We start from the raw sequence: 15530 nt of genomic DNA, 5'->3' as shown, positions 1-15530 counted from the left end.
GCCAAGGGCGTGGATCTGGCGATTGGTGTTGGTCACGCAGACATCATCCATATCGATCAGGGTAATCGCGCCAATTCCGGTTCTCGCCAGCGCTTCCGCCGCCCATGAGCCTACGCCGCCGATGCCGACCACGCAGACGTGCGCGTCGGCAAAACATTGCAGCGCCTTTTCACCATATAAACGCGCCGTGCCGCCAAAACGCTGGCGCCAGGCATCGCTGATTACAACAGACATAAAACCTCAGAATTAGTGGATATTCCCGGGTCGCGGCGCAAGCGCCTTACCCGGGTGACAAAATCAGCCGTAGCCCCGGTAAGCGTAGCGCGACCGGGGAAAAGAACCGGCGTACTAGCCGCTAAAGACGTTGCCCGCGCCCGGGGCGTTTTTCAGCACCCATACGCGGCCGTAGTGGTTATACCAGCCGGCACGATGCCCGGCATCCGGGCCAATGCCCTGGTAAATATCGAAGTGCTGGCCTTTAATCGCCCCGCCCACATCGAGAGCCACCATTAAACGCAGCTCGTACTGGCCGTTAAACTTGCCGTTATTATCCAGCAGCGGCACCTCCGCCAGCAGCGTGGTGCCGGCAGGAACAATGGAACGGTCGGAAGCCACCGATGCCCGGCCGATCAACGGCACCGCGCTGGCGCCTTTCACCGGCGCAAAAGACTGCGGTTTAAAGAAGACGAACGACGGGTTCTGCTCCAGCAGCTCACGGACTTCCGCCTCGCTGTGTTTTTCGCCCCATTCGCGGATCGCCTGCATCGACATATCTTCGCGCTTCACTTCCCCGCGGTCGATCAGCACTTTACCGATGCTGTAGTACGGCCAGCCGTTTTTCCCGGCATAGCTGAAGAAGTTCAGCGGCGAGCCGTCGCCAAAATCAATGTAACCGCTGCCCTGCACGTCCATGATGAAGTTATCCATCAGCGAGTTGCTGTAGGCCAGAATGTAGTTGTCGCTCAGGGCCCCGGCGTAGATGCTGGCGCGGGACGGCAGCTTGCCGCGCTTCGGCGGCATCCGGTAAATCGGGTACTGGAACTCGCCCTGGCGAGTATGGCGCGCCTGCACCACCGGCGTGTAGTAGCCGGTAAACTGGACGTTACCGTAGTTATCCGTCCCCTGCATCTGCCAGGCGTCGATACCAAACTGGCTCAGCGTGCGGGTGTCGCCGCCGGAACGCAGCCACTCCTGAATCGCATTGTAGACGTTGCTCTGGCTGGTGTAGAGGCGCGGAGAGGCGCTACGAATCTGTCTCACCTGCTCGGAGAAATCGCCGGCGTTGATCGGCGAGCCGACCGCATCAGGCTGGTTAACCAGTGAAAACGGCTGGGTGAGTTTACCTTCATTATACTGCTGACCGCGATCGGTCGGTTTTGAGGAACAGGCGGCCAGCATTGCCAGCATTGCGCCTGTTACTGCGTATTTTGCCCAACGTCCTTTCATGGTATCTCTTCTTTATGCTGCTAAGCCCGGGTGCGTGATGAAGATAACAAACCCCCAGGGCTAATGAAATGCGCTTCGGCACCGCAAAGGCAGTTTTGCGCAAAAAATAGGCTGGAAGTGATTCTATATGCACCATTTTTTACAAAATTGATGATTTCTGCCAAAAAGGGTTGCATCAAAACGTTAGCGGAGTATAGTGCGCTTCCACGGACGCGGGGTGGAGCAGCCTGGTAGCTCGTCGGGCTCATAACCCGAAGGTCGTCAGTTCAAATCTGGCCCCCGCAACCAATTAAAATCAGAGAAGTAACGTTACTCGATGGAAGAGTAATGACGGACGCGGGGTGGAGCAGCCTGGTAGCTCGTCGGGCTCATAACCCGAAGGTCGTCGGTTCAAATCCGGCCCCCGCAACCAATTAAAATCTGATGCAAGTTTACTCGATGAAGAGTAAAGACGGACGCGGGGTGGAGCAGCCTGGTAGCTCGTCGGGCTCATAACCCGAAGGTCGTCGGTTCAAATCCGGCCCCCGCAACCAACATCATAAACACCCTCAAGGGTGTTTTTTTGTATCTGCGATTCGCAAAATCTTATACCTGATTCAGGGAACGGCTAAGCGCCGCTCCCCGGCCCTTTTTCAGCCCTTCGGCAACACAATATTGCTCGCCGCCAGCATGCCCATCTCGTGATACATCGCGCAGGCCGCTTCCACGATCGGCATCGCCAGCGCCGCGCCGCTGCCTTCTCCCAGGCGCATCCCCATGTTCAGGTAGGGTTCCAGCTCGAGATGCATCAGCGCCGTACGCGCCCCCTTCTCCGCCGAATAGTGCGACGGGATCAGATAGGGTTTCACTTCCGGCGCAATTCGGCACGCCGCCAGCGCCGCCGCGTAGGAGAGGAAGCCATCGAGCAGCACCGGCAGGCCGCAGGAGGCCGCGCCCAGCATCACGCCCGTCATCCCCAATAAATCAAAACCGCCCACTTTCGCCAGCACGTCGAGACCATCGTTCGGGTCAGGCCGGTTGACGGCGATAGCCCGGCGCACCACTTCCACTTTATTAGCGACCTTCGCCAACGGCAGATTAGCGCCAATCCCGACCACCTCCTGGGCATCGCTGCCGGTCAGAACGCTGACAATCGCCGCCGCCGGGGTGGTATTGGCCATTCCGAGCTCCCCGACGCCAAACAGGGTGACGCCATCCTGCGCCAGCCCTCGGGTATAGCGCATCACCTCCAGCAGCAGCTCTTCCGCCTGGCCGCGGCGCATTGCCGGACCGACGGCGATATTGCCGCAGCCGCGCGCCACGCGCATGTTGATAACGCCCGGTATCAGCTCAGCATCGATCCCGACATCAATCACGTGCATTTTCGCGCCCGCCTGCGCCGCCAGCACGCAAACGCCGGTTTTCCCCAGCGTCATATTCGCCGCCTGGATGGCGGTCACCGCTTTCGGCGAGATGGCGACCCCTTCGTCCCACACGCCGTGGTCGGCGCACATCACCAGCAGCGCCTTCTTTTTCACCTGCGGCACGCCGTCAAGACCGGGCATACCCGCCAGCTGTACGGCAAGATCTTCAAGGCGTCCAAGGCTTCCGGGCGGCTTCAGCAGGCCGTCGATATGAAGCCGGGCGCGCGCCATCGCGCTTTCATCAGGCGCCGGGATCGCGCCCAGTAGAGAGGTTAAGCTTTGCATAGAGGTTCTCGTCTTGTTGGCTGGCTCATGGCAGAGCCAGCAGGAAGAATAACGCCCGGTACGGCGCGCCTGGCCTATTTGATTTTTACGCCAATGCCCGACACCACCAGCCACACCTCGTCCGCCGCCGCCGCCAGGCGCTGGTTGACGCGCCCGGCGATGTCGCGGAAATGGCGGGCCAGACGGTTTTCCGGCACAATCCCCATCCCCACTTCGTTGGTCACCAGCACCACGCGGGCCGGGCAGCGCTGGCAGGCGGCAATCAGTACCGCGATTTCGGCGTCGATCGCCCGCTCCATCGCCGCATAATCCCAGTCGTCCGGCGCGCTGTCGCCCCCCAGCGCAAACAGCAGGTTGGTTACCATGGTGGTGATGCATTCCAGCAAAATCGCCTCCTCCGGGGCGATATCCGGGGTGATCAGTTCATCAAGCTGCTGCCAGCGCTCGGCGGTGCGCCAGTGCGCGGGCCTGCCGTCGCGGTGGTGCTGGATCCTCGCCGCCATCTCGTCATCAAAGATCTGCGAGGTGGCGATATAGAGTACCTGCGGCGCATGGGCGATCAGCGCTTCGGCATGGCGGCTTTTACCGCTGCGCGCCCCGCCGGTCACTAAAGTCAGCATACGGGCTCCTGATGTTGGCGCATGATGGCGTAGATTTTTTCGATATCAATATGCTGACGCATCGCGTCCGCCAGCAGATCGAACTGGCGAGATTTATACTGCGCATACTCGAAATCGCTATCCAGCGCCGCCAGCCCTTTACGCTGGCGCAGGCCGTTAACCAGCGCGCGGGTAAATGCATCGCTATCGAACAGGCCGTGCAGATAGGTGCCAAACGCCAGGCCGTCATCGCTGACCGCGCCGTCCGCCACATTCTGGCCGCCTTTATGTAATTGCATCAGAGAACGGCAGCCGTCGCGCAGCTCGGTTTCGCCCATATGAATTTCGTAGCCGCTTACCGCCAGCCCCGCCGTTGCCGCCAGCCACGCCGGCAGCGCCGGAGCCAGAGTCGCCGTTACCTGGGTGGTCGTTTTGCTGTGCGCAAAGTGGGTGACGGTATTGAGCAACCCCAGCCCCGGCTGGGTGCCAAGCCCCGACTCCACCTCATCGATTATGGTTTCGCCGAGCATCTGGTAGCCGCCGCAGATCCCCAGCACCGGTACGCCCTGACGCCGGGCCTGCAGTATCGCGTGCGCCATGCCGCTCTCGCGCAGCCAGCCCAGGTCGCCGAGCGTATTTTTACTGCCCGGCAGGATAATCATATCCACGCCCGCCAGCTCCTGGGGCTGGCGAACATAGCGGACGCGGACGTCCGGCTGCGCCGCCAGCGCGTTGAAATCGGTAAAATTAGCGATGTGCGGCACCTGAATCACGGCAATCTCAATATCACGCCTGTCGGTACGCAGATATTTCCCTTTTTGCAGCGCGACGCCGTCCTCATCTTCAAGATCGACGTCCAGCCACGGCATGACGCCGAGCACCGGGACGCCGGTGAGCGCTTCTATCTGCTCGATCCCGGAGTAGAGCAGCGCCACGTCGCCGCGAAATTTATTGATAATCACCCCTTTGACCCGCGCGCGCTCGCGATCGTGCAGCAGCGCGAGCGTGCCGTAGATGGAGGCGAATACGCCGCCGCGATCGATATCCGCCACGAGGATCACCGGGCACTGGGCCATCTCGGCCATGCCCATATTGACGATGTCGCGATCGCGCAGGTTGATCTCCGCCGGACTGCCCGCCCCTTCCAGCACCAGCACATCATGTTCGGCGGCCAGGCTGTTATAAACCGCGAGGATCTGTTCGCGCAGGCGCGGCTTGTATTCGTGATAGCTCACCGCGTCCATATCGGTCGCCACTTTGCCCATCAGCACCACCTGCGCTTTACGGTCGCTGGTTGGCTTAAGCAGCACCGGGTTCATGCGCACATCCGGGGTAATGCCCGCCGCTTCGGCCTGGAAAATCTGCGCGCGGCCCATCTCTTTGCCATCCGGCGTGATACCGGAATTAAGCGCCATATTCTGCGATTTAAACGGCGCGGTGCGCTGCCCGTCCTGATAAAAGATGCGGCACAGCCCCGCGACCAGCACGCTTTTGCCGACGTCGGAAGCGGTGCCCTGTAACATAATTGCCAGCGTCATGACGCCTCCTTCATCGCGTTGTTTCGCATCCGCGTAAAAAATTCTTCTTCGGTTTTACACAGCGGCAGCCCGAGCTGCGCGTGCAGTTTCACCAGCCACGGCTGGGTTAGCCCGGCCTGGGCCATCAGTTCGCTGCGGGCAAACACCTCCCCGGGTTCGCCGTGCGCCAGCACTTCGCCGCGGCGTAACACGTAAACCGCATCGCTGATTTCATAGATCAGATCGATGTCGTGGCTGGAGATCGCCACGTGGTTGCCCCGATCGGCAATACGCTTAATGATGTCGATCATCTGCGCGCGCCCCGAGGGATCGAGCCCCGCCGTCGGCTCGTCGAGCAGTAAATAGCGCGCCTGCAGCACCAGCGCGCCGGCTATCGCCACGCGCTTTTTCTGCCCGTGGCTCAGGCACTGAATCGGCTGGTGACGAAACCCCTGGGCATCGACGAGAGTCAGGGCATCGTCCACCCGGCGGGCAATTTCCTCTTCCGCAACCCCCAGGTTACGCAGGCTAAAGGCGATATCGCTGTCGATATCGGTATAGAAAATCTGCTGGTCCGGGTCCTGGAAAACGGTCGCCACCTGCTGACGCAGCGCCAGCAGGCCGCGTTTGCTGTATTCCAGCGGTTTTCCCTGCCACAGCACCGCCCCGCTCTGCGGGCGCAGCAGACCGCTCAGGTTCATAAACAGCGTGGATTTTCCGCAGCCGTTCGCCCCCACCAGTCCGGTCACCGCGTGACGGGAAAAATCCAGCGTCAGCCCCTTCAGCACCGGCTCGTCCTGATAGCGAAACCAGAGATCGGTCGTGGCAAGCATACTTATCCTTAGAGGTGAAAGTCACCCTGATACAGTTTGATATCCAGCGTGGTGCTCATCTGCTGGTAGCGGATCATCACCCGGGTAAACAGCAGCCCTACCAGCATCGCCAGCGAACGATAGCCCTTCGGCACGCTACGGTAGCCAAAACGTAATGTTTGCGCACGATGAATCGCCAGCGCTTCGTCTAACAGAATAAAAATAAAGCGCCAGGTCAGCAGGATTTGCTCGGTCAGCAGCCGCGGCACCCGCCCGCGCTTGAGCAGCACAATAAGCTGCGGGAACGGCAGATTCAGCACCAGCCAGAAGGTGGACGCCAGCGCCGCCAGGCTGCGCCAGAAGGTCTGATTGGCGGTCGTCAGCCCTTCCGACGTAATGCCCAGCCAGACGCTGCCCAGCGGCAGGCTCACCAGCAGATCCTGCGGATTGCGGCTGACGCTAAACAGAATGGTCAGCACGCCGATCAGCAGGAAGCCAAACGGCAGCGCCATCCAGCGGCACCAGCGCCACGGCGAGACCCGCAGCAGCCAGCAGGTTAAGGCGGCAATCAGCGCCATTTCGATACCCTGCCCCAGCGGAGGCAGGGTAAAGGCCAGCACCATCAGCAGCAGCCAGAACAGGAACTTGCGCTCCGGCGCGACGTGAAACCAGCGGCTCTGATAGCTGAGTCGGTCAAACCCGGTCATCACGGCGCTGTCTGCCTTTGCTGTAGCCCAGAATATAGAAAATCACCGCCGCGCCGAGGGAGCCCTGGAGCGTAAACAGCAGGCTCTCAATTTCTCCACTCGCCGGTTCGTACAGCGGCTGGAACCACGGCTCATAGTGCGGCGCGACCACCTGAATCTGGCTCTCCGCCTCGCCATCCGAACCGCCAAACTCGCCGCCGTGATCGACAAAGAACGGCAGGATCACCAGCGCCACCACCATGGCTAACAATATCAGCGTCTTTTTCATGTTAATGCCCCTGTGCGGTAATCAGCTGACGTTTGGTCAACTGGTCGTAGATCATGACGGTTAACAGTCCTTCAGCAATGGCGATCGGGATCTGGGTCAGGCAGAAGATCCCCATAAACTTGACGATCGATCCGGTCGCGCCGGCGGTCGGATCCGGGAAGGCCACGCCGAGCTGTACGGAGGTGACAAAGTAGGTCACCAGATCCGCCAGCATCGCGCAGAGAAACACCCCGACATCGCGGCGAATGCCCGCGCGGCAGGCCATTTTCCACACCATATAGCCGACCACCGGCCCGATTACCGCCATCGACATCCCGTTCGCGCCGAGCGTCGTCAGCCCGCCGTGCGCCAGCAGCAGTGCCTGGAACAGCAGCACGATGGCGCCAAGGATCGCCACCACGCCAGGCCCGAAGAGAATCACCGCCAGGCCGACGCCGGTCGGGTGCGAACAGCTGCCGGTCACGGAAGGAATTTTCAGCGCCGAGAGGACAAAAATAAACGCCCCGCACAGCGCCAGCAGCACCTTCTGGTTGTTATCCTCCTGCACGATGCGGCGCAGGCGCACCAGCCCGTACCACAGGCAGGGTAAAAACAGCAGCCACCATGCCAGGGCCCACATCGGCGGTAAAAACCCCTCCATAATGTGCATCGCGAAAGCCTTTTCGGGTACCACTATCAGCAATAGCGCCGCAGCTAACCCGCTGAAAGACAGCTGTTTTAGCTGTTGTTCAAGTTTCATTCTGCATACTCCCACTGTTTATTGACCAGAATGGTCGAGAAATAGGGCAGCGGCTGGTCGTCGCTGACGTCACGGAGATGGCGCCAGCACTGCTCGCCCGGCAGCGTGGCTTCGGACATCATCAGCGCGGCATCCAGCAGACCGTTTTTCGCCAGCAGCGCTTTGATGCGGGGAAACCGCCCGTACACTTTCATCAGCACCAGGCTTTCATGCTGGCGCAGCGCCTGCTCGATTTCCGTTTCCGGCGCGGTGCAGGAGATCACCGCCAGCGACTGCTGCTCCATGGCCAGCGGCGTTTGCGAACGCGCGGCAATGGCGGCGAAAGAGGTGACGCCGGGAACAATCTCCAGCCACTCCGGGCTGCCGATACGCTGGAGTAAGAACACCCAGGTGCTGAACAGCATGGCGTCGCCGAGGGTAATAAACCCGACCTGCTTGCCCGCCTCCACTTCCTGCACCAGCGCGGCGGCGACCTCATCCCATACCGCCTCTTTTTCCGCGCTGTCGGCGCTCATCGGGAAATGGCAGCAGCGCACTTCGGTCCGTTCGCCGATATACTCCCGCACGATGGAGAGCGCGAGGCTGTCGCCGCCTTTACGTCCGGCGGGGGCGTAGAGAATGTCCAGCTTGCCCAGCACCCGCGCCGCGCGCACGGTGATCAGGTCGGCGGCGCCAGGGCCGGTACTCAGGGCATACAGTTTGCCGCTCATGCCGCCTCCTCCATCGCCAGGCTCAGCGCCTGCTGCAGGTGAGCGACGAACATTGCGCGCACCGCCGGATTCTCTCCCAGCCCGTTCAGCCACGGCGTCGCCGTGATACCGGCGGCGTTGAACAGCGTTTTCCAGGAGTCCTCTTCGTCCGAGGCCATATCGTTAATGGCGTGATCGCCGGCCACCAGCATCAGCGGCATCAGGTGCACGCCCTTCACCCCCTGCCGGCGCAGGCTGTCGATAAGAATATCGACTTCCGGATAGCTCTCGACCGCGCCGACCCGCGCCGGAAACCCCTTCGCCGTCATCATATGGTCCAGACAGGCGTAGGCGGCGAAAGCGTGATGGCTGGCGCCGTGGCCCATAAAGACCACCGTTTCATCGGCGGCAAGCGGCGGCATCTGCTGGCGCAGCGCCTGCATCAGCTGGACATAATCATTATGGCTGCTCAGCAGCGGCGCCCCCAGCGTCAGGCGGAGGAACAGCGGGCGCAGGCTTTGCACTTCACGGACGATCTTTTCATATTCATCGCCGTTGATAATGTGCAGCGACTGAATCGCCACATCCTGGTAGCCCTGCTCGGCCAGCTTCTGCAACGCCTGCAGCGGCGTATCAATCTCGATACCGTCGCGCTGCTTGAGCTTGCGGATAATCATCCCGGAGGTGAAGGCGCGAAAGGTGTCGCGGTCCGGGCAGCTGGCCGCCAGCTCGCGCTCGCAGGCGACGATATTCTTTTCACAGGTGTCGGGATAGCTGGTGCCAAAACTGACCACCAGAAGCGCTTTTTTCATTTCGGACTCCTTAAGCAGCGGCCAGCCAGCGCGCTAAGCGCCGGGCAAAGGCAGCCTGACTTTCCAGTAATTCTTCACCGGTCACCAGCGGTGCCGGGCGCGTAATCACGATGCAGGGGATACCGGCATCCAGACAGGGTTGTACTTTTTCCTGATAGCCGCCTTCGGCGCCGGAGGCCTTAGTGATCACCACATCGGCCCGGCACTGGCGGTAGAAAGCGGCGTTGAACTCGGCGCTGAACGGCCCGCACAGGGCGAAGATCTCGCCAACGCCGAACCCCAGTCCGGCGCACTGGGCGATGACATCGGCGACCGGCAACACCCGGGCCAGCAGCGTTTTTTCGCCTAATCCCGCCCGCCAGCGCGCCAGATCTTTGCTTCCGGTGGTGAGCAGCACGCGCTGGCCGAAGCGCCGCGCCACCTCGCAGGCCTGTTCAATGCTCTCCACGGTATAGAGCAGCGGATGCGTCAGGCCGCTCAGCTGTTCAGGGCGCTGATAGCGGCTCAGCAGCACGCCGGCGGTTTCGCAGGCCCGGACGATATTGCGGCTCACCGCTTCGGCATAGGGGTGCGAAGCATCGATCACCCAGCGGGTCCGGTTAGCCTTCAGCCAGGCGATCATCTCCTCCAGCTCGAGACGCCCGCAGCGCACCTGGCCGCGAATGTCTCCCGCCAGCTGCTGGCCGGTGGGCGTCGCCACCGACAGGGTGTATTTAACCTGCGCCGCGTCAAGCTGCTGGCACAGCGCCCGCGCGTCGCTGGTTCCGCCCATCACCAGCACCTCGCCGTGGCTCACAGCACGTAGCCTCGTGGGGTGATCATCAGGCCATCCTGGATATACGTCGCTTTGTTGCCAACGATCACCAGGCTGGTCATATCGACCGGTGCAAAATCCATCTCCCCCAGGGTGGTCAGCCATTTCTCCTGTTTTTTACGTCCGGCGGACTTCACGACCCCCACCGGAGTCTGCGCGCTTTTGCTGGCCGACAGCAGCTCAAAGGCGCGCGCCAGATGGCCCTCGCGGCCGCGGCTGCGCGGATTGTAAAAACAGATCACGAAGTCGGCTTCCCCGGCGGCGACAATACGCTTTTCAATCACCGGCCACGGTGTCAGCAGGTCGCTGAGGCTGATATGGCAGAAGTCGTGCATCAGCGGCGCGCCCAGCAGCGAGGCGGCGGCGATGCTGGCGGTCATCCCCGGGATCAGGCGGACTTCCACATCCAGCTTCTGCTTGCTGACCAGCTCAAGCACCAGTCCGGCCATGCCGTAAATACCGGCGTCGCCGCTGCTGATCAGCGCCACGTTATGCCCGGCCTGCGCCAGCTCAATCGCCGCCTGGCAGCGCTCAATCTCTTTGCACATCCCGGTTTTGATCACCTGCTTATCGCCGGTAAAGGCTTTCACCAGGTGCGTGTAGGTTTTATAGCCAACGACGATTTCCGCCGCCTGCAGCGCTTCAATGGCCTCCATGGTCATCATGGACTGCGAGCCAGGGCCGATTCCGATTACGCTTAACATCAGTGTGAAACTCCCAAAGTGATAGTGACGCCCTGTTCGCGCAGGGTTTCGCCCAACAGTTGCCCATGGCTCAGCAGCCAGGCCGCCGGGCCGGATACGCTCCCCACGCCGACGGTTTTTCTGACGAACGATGAGGCGGGGAAATGGTGCTCATGCTCGCGCAGCGCATCAGCGGGAAAGGTTTCGAACGGTACGCGACAGCAGGAGGCCAGCTGAATCAGCCCCTGCTCGTGCTTCTTCAGCGTCACGCTGCCGATGGCTTTCAGCGCCAGCGGATCCAGGCGCTGCGCCTCAAGCTGGCGCGCCAGCAGCGCTGCTAACAGCGGGAATGGCGTATCGCGACGGCAGCCAATTCCGGCGACCACCCGCTGCGGCACCAGCTTCCAGTGCAGCACGGCGATGGCCGGCAGCTCGTTGCGCAGCGTGACGCAGACCAGCGCGTCCAGCTCGGGAAGCTGGTGCAGATCGGTCACGGTGATAAATCCCCGCCGGTCGCAGCGGCTGACGTCTTCATCCAACTCGTCGTCCCACCACAGGCCGACGCGCTGCTGGCTGACCAGCATCTGGTTGACGGTTTTCACCGCCGCGCGGAAATCGCTCATCCGGGCATTAAGCTGGAATGCCAGGGTATCCAGCGCCGCCATCTCGTTGACGTCGGTGGCGGTGGTGATCACCGGGTCGGCGCCGAGCATCCCGGCCAGATAGCGGCTGAGGGCATTCGCGCCCCCCGCGTGGCCGGAAAGCAGGCTAATAACGTGCTGGCCGCGCTCGTCAATCACCACCACCGCCGGGTCGCTGAACTTGTCATTCACCAGCGGGGCCAGTACGCGTACCGCGATCCCGGTGGCACCGATGAAAATCAGCGCCGAATAGCTGCTGAAGGCCTCGCGCGCGGCGCTGGCAAAACCGTTTTCAAAGGGGAGAAACCCCTCTTCCAGCAGCTTCTCGCTGGTAAAGCAGGTTAACGGCAGCATCGCCGCCAGCCGTTTCGCCAGCCGCACGCCGCCAGGGGTCAGGCAGAAAAGCGCGATTGATTCAGGCTTTACGGTATTCATGGCTAAAGTCCGCCGCGTAGAGTTTTGAGTAGTGATACTCAGAGCCCAGGAAATTCCCGACCAGAATGAGCGCCGTTTTGCGGATCCCCGCCTCGCGTACCTTGTCGCCGATATCCGCCAGGGTACCGCGTACGGTCTGGCTTTCCGGCCAGGTCGCTTTGTAGATCACGGCCACCGGCGTGGTTGCCGGGTAGCCGCCTTCCATCAGGCGCTCCGCCACCCGGTGAATGCGCTGTACGGAAAGGTAAATCGCCATCGAGGTCTGGTGGCTGGCAAACGACTCAAGCTGCTCGCGCTCCGGCACCGGCGTGCGCCCTTCGAGGCGGGTAATAATCAGGCTCTGGGAGACTTCCGGGACGGTGTATTCGACGCCAAGCTCCGCCGCGGCGCCCAGAAACGCGCTGACGCCCGGCACCACCTGCCAGTCGATGCCGCGTTTGGTCAGCTCTTCGCCCTGCTCGCGGACCGAGCCATACAGCGACACGTCCCCGGTCTGTAAACGCACCACCGTTTTCCCGGCTTTAACGCCGGCTTCCATCAGGTCGAGAATTTGCGCCAGATGCAGTTCGGCGCTGTCGTGACACTCGGCGCCGGGCGGACAGTACTCCAGCAGCGCGGTGTTTATCAGCGACCCGGCGTAGATCACCACCTGGGCCTGCTGGAGCAAGCGGTAGCCCTTGAGGGTAATCAGCTCACGGTCGCCCGGCCCTGCGCCAACGAACCACACACAACGGGGGTCAAATGTCTCAGCCATGGTTTTCTTCCTTCTGACAGGCGATAACAAAAACGGGATTATTCGGTTTGAAATAGTGGCCGCTGCCCAGCCCGGTCAGCGATGAAACGTTCAGCTGCAGGCAATCAATCTGCGTAATCCCCCGCAGCTGCAGATAGTCGAGAGCCGCGTTCAGGTTCTCCTGCAGGATAAAGGTCATCACCAGGCGACCGCCGGGGTAGAGCTGCTGCCACGACCAGTCAATCAGTTCGTCGAGGCGGCCGCCGCTGCCGCCCATAAAAATGGCGTCGGCCCGCTCGGTGATCACCATCGGCGCTTCGCCGGGCAGGATCTCAATGTTGCCGCAGGCGAAATGCTGGCGGTTTTCGTCCAGCAGCTGCAGGGCCGCGGGATTGCGTTCGACCGCCGTTACCTGCAGCGAGGGGTACTGCAGCGCCGCCTCAATCGACACGCTGCCGGTACCGGCGCCGATATCAATCAGGTGGCTTGCCCGGTGTAGCTCAAGTTTGGCCAGCGCCAGCGCGCGAACCGCCTCTTTGGTCATCGGCACCTTCTCGCCGCGCAGAAAAAGCTCATCTTTCATCGAGGATCACCACCGCGTTCATCTCATATTCGCCGTCGACCTCACTGACCGGTAGCCAGCGGATCCGCTCGTTATCCATCGCCAGATTTTCGCCAATCACCATCCAGCGATACCCTTTACCCCGCGCCGCCAGCTGGGCGGCGATTTCCCGCGGCCCGCAGCGCCCGTCGGTCACCATCGCCACCTTGCGCTGGCGAGCCAGCTCATCAAAACAGACGTCCCGCCCGTGGCTGCTGGTCAGCCAGATATCGTTCATATCGATACCGGCCTTCGCGCAGAGATACTGCACCGCGCTGATGCCGGGGATAATGCGCACGCGCTCGATGCCAAAGTGGGCTATCAGCCGCGTACCGATGCCGTAAAACAGCGGGTCGCCGGAGGCCAGCACCACCACCTTCTGCGCTTCGCGTTCGCCGAGCCATACCAGCAGTTCGGCAATATTGGCGCCCAGCGCAAACCGTTCGCCGTCAAACTCTGGGAACTGCTGTAAATGCCGCTTGCCGCCCACCAGCGCGTCCGCGCTGGCGACCGCGTCCCGCGCCGCCGGCGTCATCAGATGCAGGCCTGACGGGCCCATGCCGACGACCGTTAACATGACATCTCCCGCGCAATCTCGACGATCGGGCGATTGCTGCCGAGGACCTTGTTATCAAAGGAGAACATGATGGCGTCGCAGACGGGCGGCGTTTTGGTAAAGCGCAGCATCTGCATCACCCGCAGGCAGATGCGTTCGGCAAGATGGTGATAGATATGCTGAAAACCGTACGCGTCGATGTGCTCCATCGCCGCTTCGGTGGTATCGCATTCGCTCACCAGCTGCAGCAGCGCCAGCGGCGCGCCCAGCAGCGCCAGATGCGCGACCAGGGTTTCCATCCGCGCATCGGCGATATGGCTGTGGGTGTGGAAGATCCCGGCGGCGACTTTAATCAGCTTGCCGGGATGGCCAATCAGCACGATCTGGCGGAACCCCAGGCGCACGGCCTCTTCAATCATGTAGCCGACGAAGTTGCTCATGGTGACCACCACCTGCGAGTCGATGCCCATCTGCTCGCGTACGAAGCGCTCGCCGTGGTTGCCCGGCACCAGCACTACCCGCTCCAGCCCCGCCGCGCGCTTAATTTCCAGCTCCAGCGATAGCGAACGCTTCCAGCTCTCCTCCGACATCGGCGTCACGATACCGGTGGTGCCGATAATCGAGATGCCGCCCAGAATCCCCAGCCGCGAGTTATAGGTTTTCTGCGCCCGCGCCTCGCCTTCCGGGGCGAAAATCTCTACCGTCGCCCCGCGCGACGGGCCAATCGCTTCGCGCACCGCCGACTCGATGGTGTGGCGCGGGGTGCGGTTAATCGCCGGGCTGCCGATGGGCAGGCCGATCCCTTTGCGGGTGACCGTGCCGACGCCTTCGCCGCCGCGCAGGGTAATCTCGCCGGAATCGTCGAGCGTCACGCGGGCGAAAATCAGCATCCCGTGGGTGGCATCAACATCATCGCCGCCGTCTTTACGGATGGCGGCGATCGCCTGCTGCCCTTCAACGTGCGGCGACTCGACGTTAAGGCACAGAGTGACGCCGGAAGGGGTGACAATGGAGACCTGATGAATCAGATGCTGACGCATCACCATCAGCGCCGCGACCTTTGCTGCCGCCGTGGCGCAGGATCCGGTGGTATAGCCTTTGCGCAGCGCCTTGCCGTTGTGCCATACCGGGGCGTCAAAGGATTGCTCGCTCATCGCGCCCCCTGTAAGTGGTACAAAATGGCGTTGACGATGGCGGCGGCGACGTTGCTGCCGCCTTTACGACCCAGCGCGGCGATGCCCGGCAGGCCGCTCTGCGTCAGGGCCTCTTTCGACTCCGCCGCGCCGACGAAACCGACCGGCACGCCAATCACGCCGTTGACCGCGACGTCATGCTCCAGCAGACGAAACAGCGCGGTGGGCGCATTGCCGAAAACAAACACCTTCTCGCCCTCTTCGGCGACCGCGATATCAACCGCCGCCATCGAGCGGGTCATCCCCTGCGCTTTGGCCTCCGCCACCACCCGCGGATCGCTGATATAGCAGCGGCACTCGCCGCCGAATTTCGCCAGCAGGGTTTTATTGATCCCGGACAGGGCCATGGTGGTATCGGTATAAAGCGTGCAGGGCTGGCTCAGGGCGGCGCTCAAGCGCGGAAGCACGTCGGGCGAAAACCACAGGATATCCAGCCAGTCAAAATCAGCGGTGGTGTGGATCACCCGCTTGATAATGGCTTCGTGCAGCGGGCTGGCAAAGCGGTAGTCCGGGCGGGTCTGCGCAATAATGTCGCCAATAATGTCGAAGCTTTTCGCCTCAATCGCCTGCGGTTGCTGGATATAGTGCATTCATTTG

The 15530-nt window shown here is 61.8% G+C and carries 19 protein-coding genes and 3 tRNA genes; 3 read left to right on the top strand and 19 right to left on the bottom strand.

Translation table 11 applies throughout. From position 1 onward, the window contains the following. Both CDA56_RS25120 and mltA read right to left on the bottom strand, forming a co-directional pair. Window positions 1-234: ThiF family adenylyltransferase (locus tag CDA56_RS25120; protein WP_180343613.1), on the bottom strand; the 234-nt coding region annotated here is incomplete at its 3' end. A 114-nt stretch (window positions 235-348) separates the two neighbouring features. Beyond that, window positions 349-1446 carry a murein transglycosylase A gene (gene mltA, locus CDA56_RS25115; protein WP_004124438.1) on the bottom strand — a complete coding sequence of 366 codons (1098 nt, stop codon included), beginning with the start codon at window positions 1444-1446 and terminating at the stop codon, window positions 349-351. A 211-nt stretch (window positions 1447-1657) separates the two neighbouring features. On the opposite strand from mltA, the gene CDA56_RS25105 reads away from it, so the two are divergent. The 3 genes from CDA56_RS25105 (at window position 1658) to CDA56_RS25095 (ending at window position 1979) form a co-directional block, all read left to right on the top strand. Further along, window positions 1658-1734 (top strand) — tRNA-Met (locus CDA56_RS25105). Window positions 1735-1781: 47 nt separating this feature from the next. Further along, window positions 1782-1858, top strand: a tRNA-Met gene (locus tag CDA56_RS25100). Between the two features lie 44 nt (window positions 1859-1902). Beyond that, a tRNA-Met gene (locus CDA56_RS25095) sits at window positions 1903-1979 on the top strand. Between the two features lie 99 nt (window positions 1980-2078). Here CDA56_RS25095 and cobT read toward each other — a convergent pair. The 17 genes from cobT to CDA56_RS25010 form a co-directional block, all read right to left on the bottom strand. Further along, a complete protein-coding gene (gene cobT, locus CDA56_RS25090) occupies window positions 2079-3134 on the bottom strand; it encodes a nicotinate-nucleotide--dimethylbenzimidazole phosphoribosyltransferase (protein ID WP_004853701.1) in 1056 nt (351 codons plus the stop codon). A 74-nt stretch (window positions 3135-3208) separates the two neighbouring features. Next, on the bottom strand, window positions 3209-3754 hold the full coding sequence (gene cobU / locus CDA56_RS25085; protein ID WP_004853703.1) for a bifunctional adenosylcobinamide kinase/adenosylcobinamide-phosphate guanylyltransferase: 546 nt from the start codon (window positions 3752-3754) through the stop codon (window positions 3209-3211). Next, window positions 3748-5271 (bottom strand): cobyric acid synthase, encoded by a 1524-nt coding sequence (locus tag CDA56_RS25080; protein WP_049103275.1) that lies wholly within the window; start codon window positions 5269-5271, stop codon window positions 3748-3750. The genes cobU and CDA56_RS25080 overlap by 7 nt, the downstream gene beginning before the upstream one ends. Beyond that, window positions 5268-6083 carry an energy-coupling factor ABC transporter ATP-binding protein gene (locus CDA56_RS25075; protein WP_038424903.1) on the bottom strand — a complete coding sequence of 272 codons (816 nt, stop codon included), beginning with the start codon at window positions 6081-6083 and terminating at the stop codon, window positions 5268-5270. The genes CDA56_RS25080 and CDA56_RS25075 overlap by 4 nt, the downstream gene beginning before the upstream one ends. Window positions 6084-6091: 8 nt before the next feature. Beyond that, window positions 6092-6769 carry an energy-coupling factor ABC transporter transmembrane protein gene (locus CDA56_RS25070; RefSeq protein WP_014839396.1) on the bottom strand — a complete coding sequence of 226 codons (678 nt, stop codon included), beginning with the start codon at window positions 6767-6769 and terminating at the stop codon, window positions 6092-6094. Further along, a complete protein-coding gene (locus CDA56_RS25065; protein WP_004133685.1) occupies window positions 6756-7037 on the bottom strand; it encodes an energy-coupling factor ABC transporter substrate-binding protein in 282 nt (93 codons plus the stop codon). The genes CDA56_RS25070 and CDA56_RS25065 overlap by 14 nt, the downstream gene beginning before the upstream one ends. Before the next feature lies 1 nt (window position 7038). Then, window positions 7039-7776, bottom strand: coding sequence for a cobalt ECF transporter S component CbiM (gene cbiM, locus CDA56_RS25060; RefSeq protein ID WP_004124457.1), 738 nt, complete (start codon window positions 7774-7776; stop codon window positions 7039-7041). Next, window positions 7773-8486 (bottom strand): cobalt-factor II C(20)-methyltransferase, encoded by a 714-nt coding sequence (locus CDA56_RS25055; protein ID WP_014839398.1) that lies wholly within the window; start codon window positions 8484-8486, stop codon window positions 7773-7775. Before CDA56_RS25055 ends, cbiM begins: the two co-directional genes overlap by 4 nt. Continuing rightward, complete coding sequence (gene cbiK / locus CDA56_RS25050) at window positions 8483-9277, bottom strand: sirohydrochlorin cobaltochelatase (RefSeq protein WP_032751063.1); 795 nt, start codon at window positions 9275-9277, stop codon at window positions 8483-8485. Before cbiK ends, CDA56_RS25055 begins: the two co-directional genes overlap by 4 nt. A 10-nt stretch (window positions 9278-9287) precedes the next feature. Next, complete coding sequence (locus tag CDA56_RS25045; protein ID WP_025107437.1) at window positions 9288-10073, bottom strand: cobalt-precorrin-6A reductase; 786 nt, start codon at window positions 10071-10073, stop codon at window positions 9288-9290. Further along, window positions 10070-10795, bottom strand: coding sequence for a precorrin-3B C(17)-methyltransferase (locus CDA56_RS25040; protein ID WP_004105101.1), 726 nt, complete (start codon window positions 10793-10795; stop codon window positions 10070-10072). The genes CDA56_RS25045 and CDA56_RS25040 overlap by 4 nt, the downstream gene beginning before the upstream one ends. After that, window positions 10795-11850: a cobalt-precorrin 5A hydrolase gene (cbiG, locus tag CDA56_RS25035; protein WP_025107436.1), complete on the bottom strand. Its 1056-nt coding sequence runs from the start codon at window positions 11848-11850 to the stop codon at window positions 10795-10797. The genes CDA56_RS25040 and cbiG overlap by 1 nt, the downstream gene beginning before the upstream one ends. Next, window positions 11831-12604, bottom strand: coding sequence for a cobalt-precorrin-4 methyltransferase (locus tag CDA56_RS25030; protein ID WP_014226631.1), 774 nt, complete (start codon window positions 12602-12604; stop codon window positions 11831-11833). Before CDA56_RS25030 ends, cbiG begins: the two co-directional genes overlap by 20 nt. Continuing rightward, window positions 12597-13166, bottom strand: coding sequence for a decarboxylating cobalt-precorrin-6B (C(15))-methyltransferase (locus CDA56_RS25025; RefSeq protein WP_102804033.1), 570 nt, complete (start codon window positions 13164-13166; stop codon window positions 12597-12599). The genes CDA56_RS25030 and CDA56_RS25025 overlap by 8 nt, the downstream gene beginning before the upstream one ends. Then, window positions 13156-13761: a cobalt-precorrin-7 (C(5))-methyltransferase gene (locus CDA56_RS25020; RefSeq protein WP_025107434.1), complete on the bottom strand. Its 606-nt coding sequence runs from the start codon at window positions 13759-13761 to the stop codon at window positions 13156-13158. Before CDA56_RS25020 ends, CDA56_RS25025 begins: the two co-directional genes overlap by 11 nt. Continuing rightward, entirely contained in the window at window positions 13755-14894 is a 1140-nt protein-coding gene (gene cbiD / locus CDA56_RS25015) for a cobalt-precorrin-5B (C(1))-methyltransferase CbiD (protein ID WP_032694686.1), read from the bottom strand. Before cbiD ends, CDA56_RS25020 begins: the two co-directional genes overlap by 7 nt. Next, complete coding sequence (locus tag CDA56_RS25010; RefSeq protein ID WP_004133657.1) at window positions 14891-15523, bottom strand: cobalt-precorrin-8 methylmutase; 633 nt, start codon at window positions 15521-15523, stop codon at window positions 14891-14893. Before CDA56_RS25010 ends, cbiD begins: the two co-directional genes overlap by 4 nt. Window positions 15524-15530 lie beyond the last annotated feature (7 nt).

It is taken from the genome of Klebsiella michiganensis (genome assembly GCF_002925905.1).
Lineage (GTDB): Bacteria > Pseudomonadota > Gammaproteobacteria > Enterobacterales > Enterobacteriaceae > Klebsiella > Klebsiella michiganensis.
Note: the sequence above shows the minus strand (reverse complement) of the source record. Positions and strands in the feature narration are given on the sequence as shown.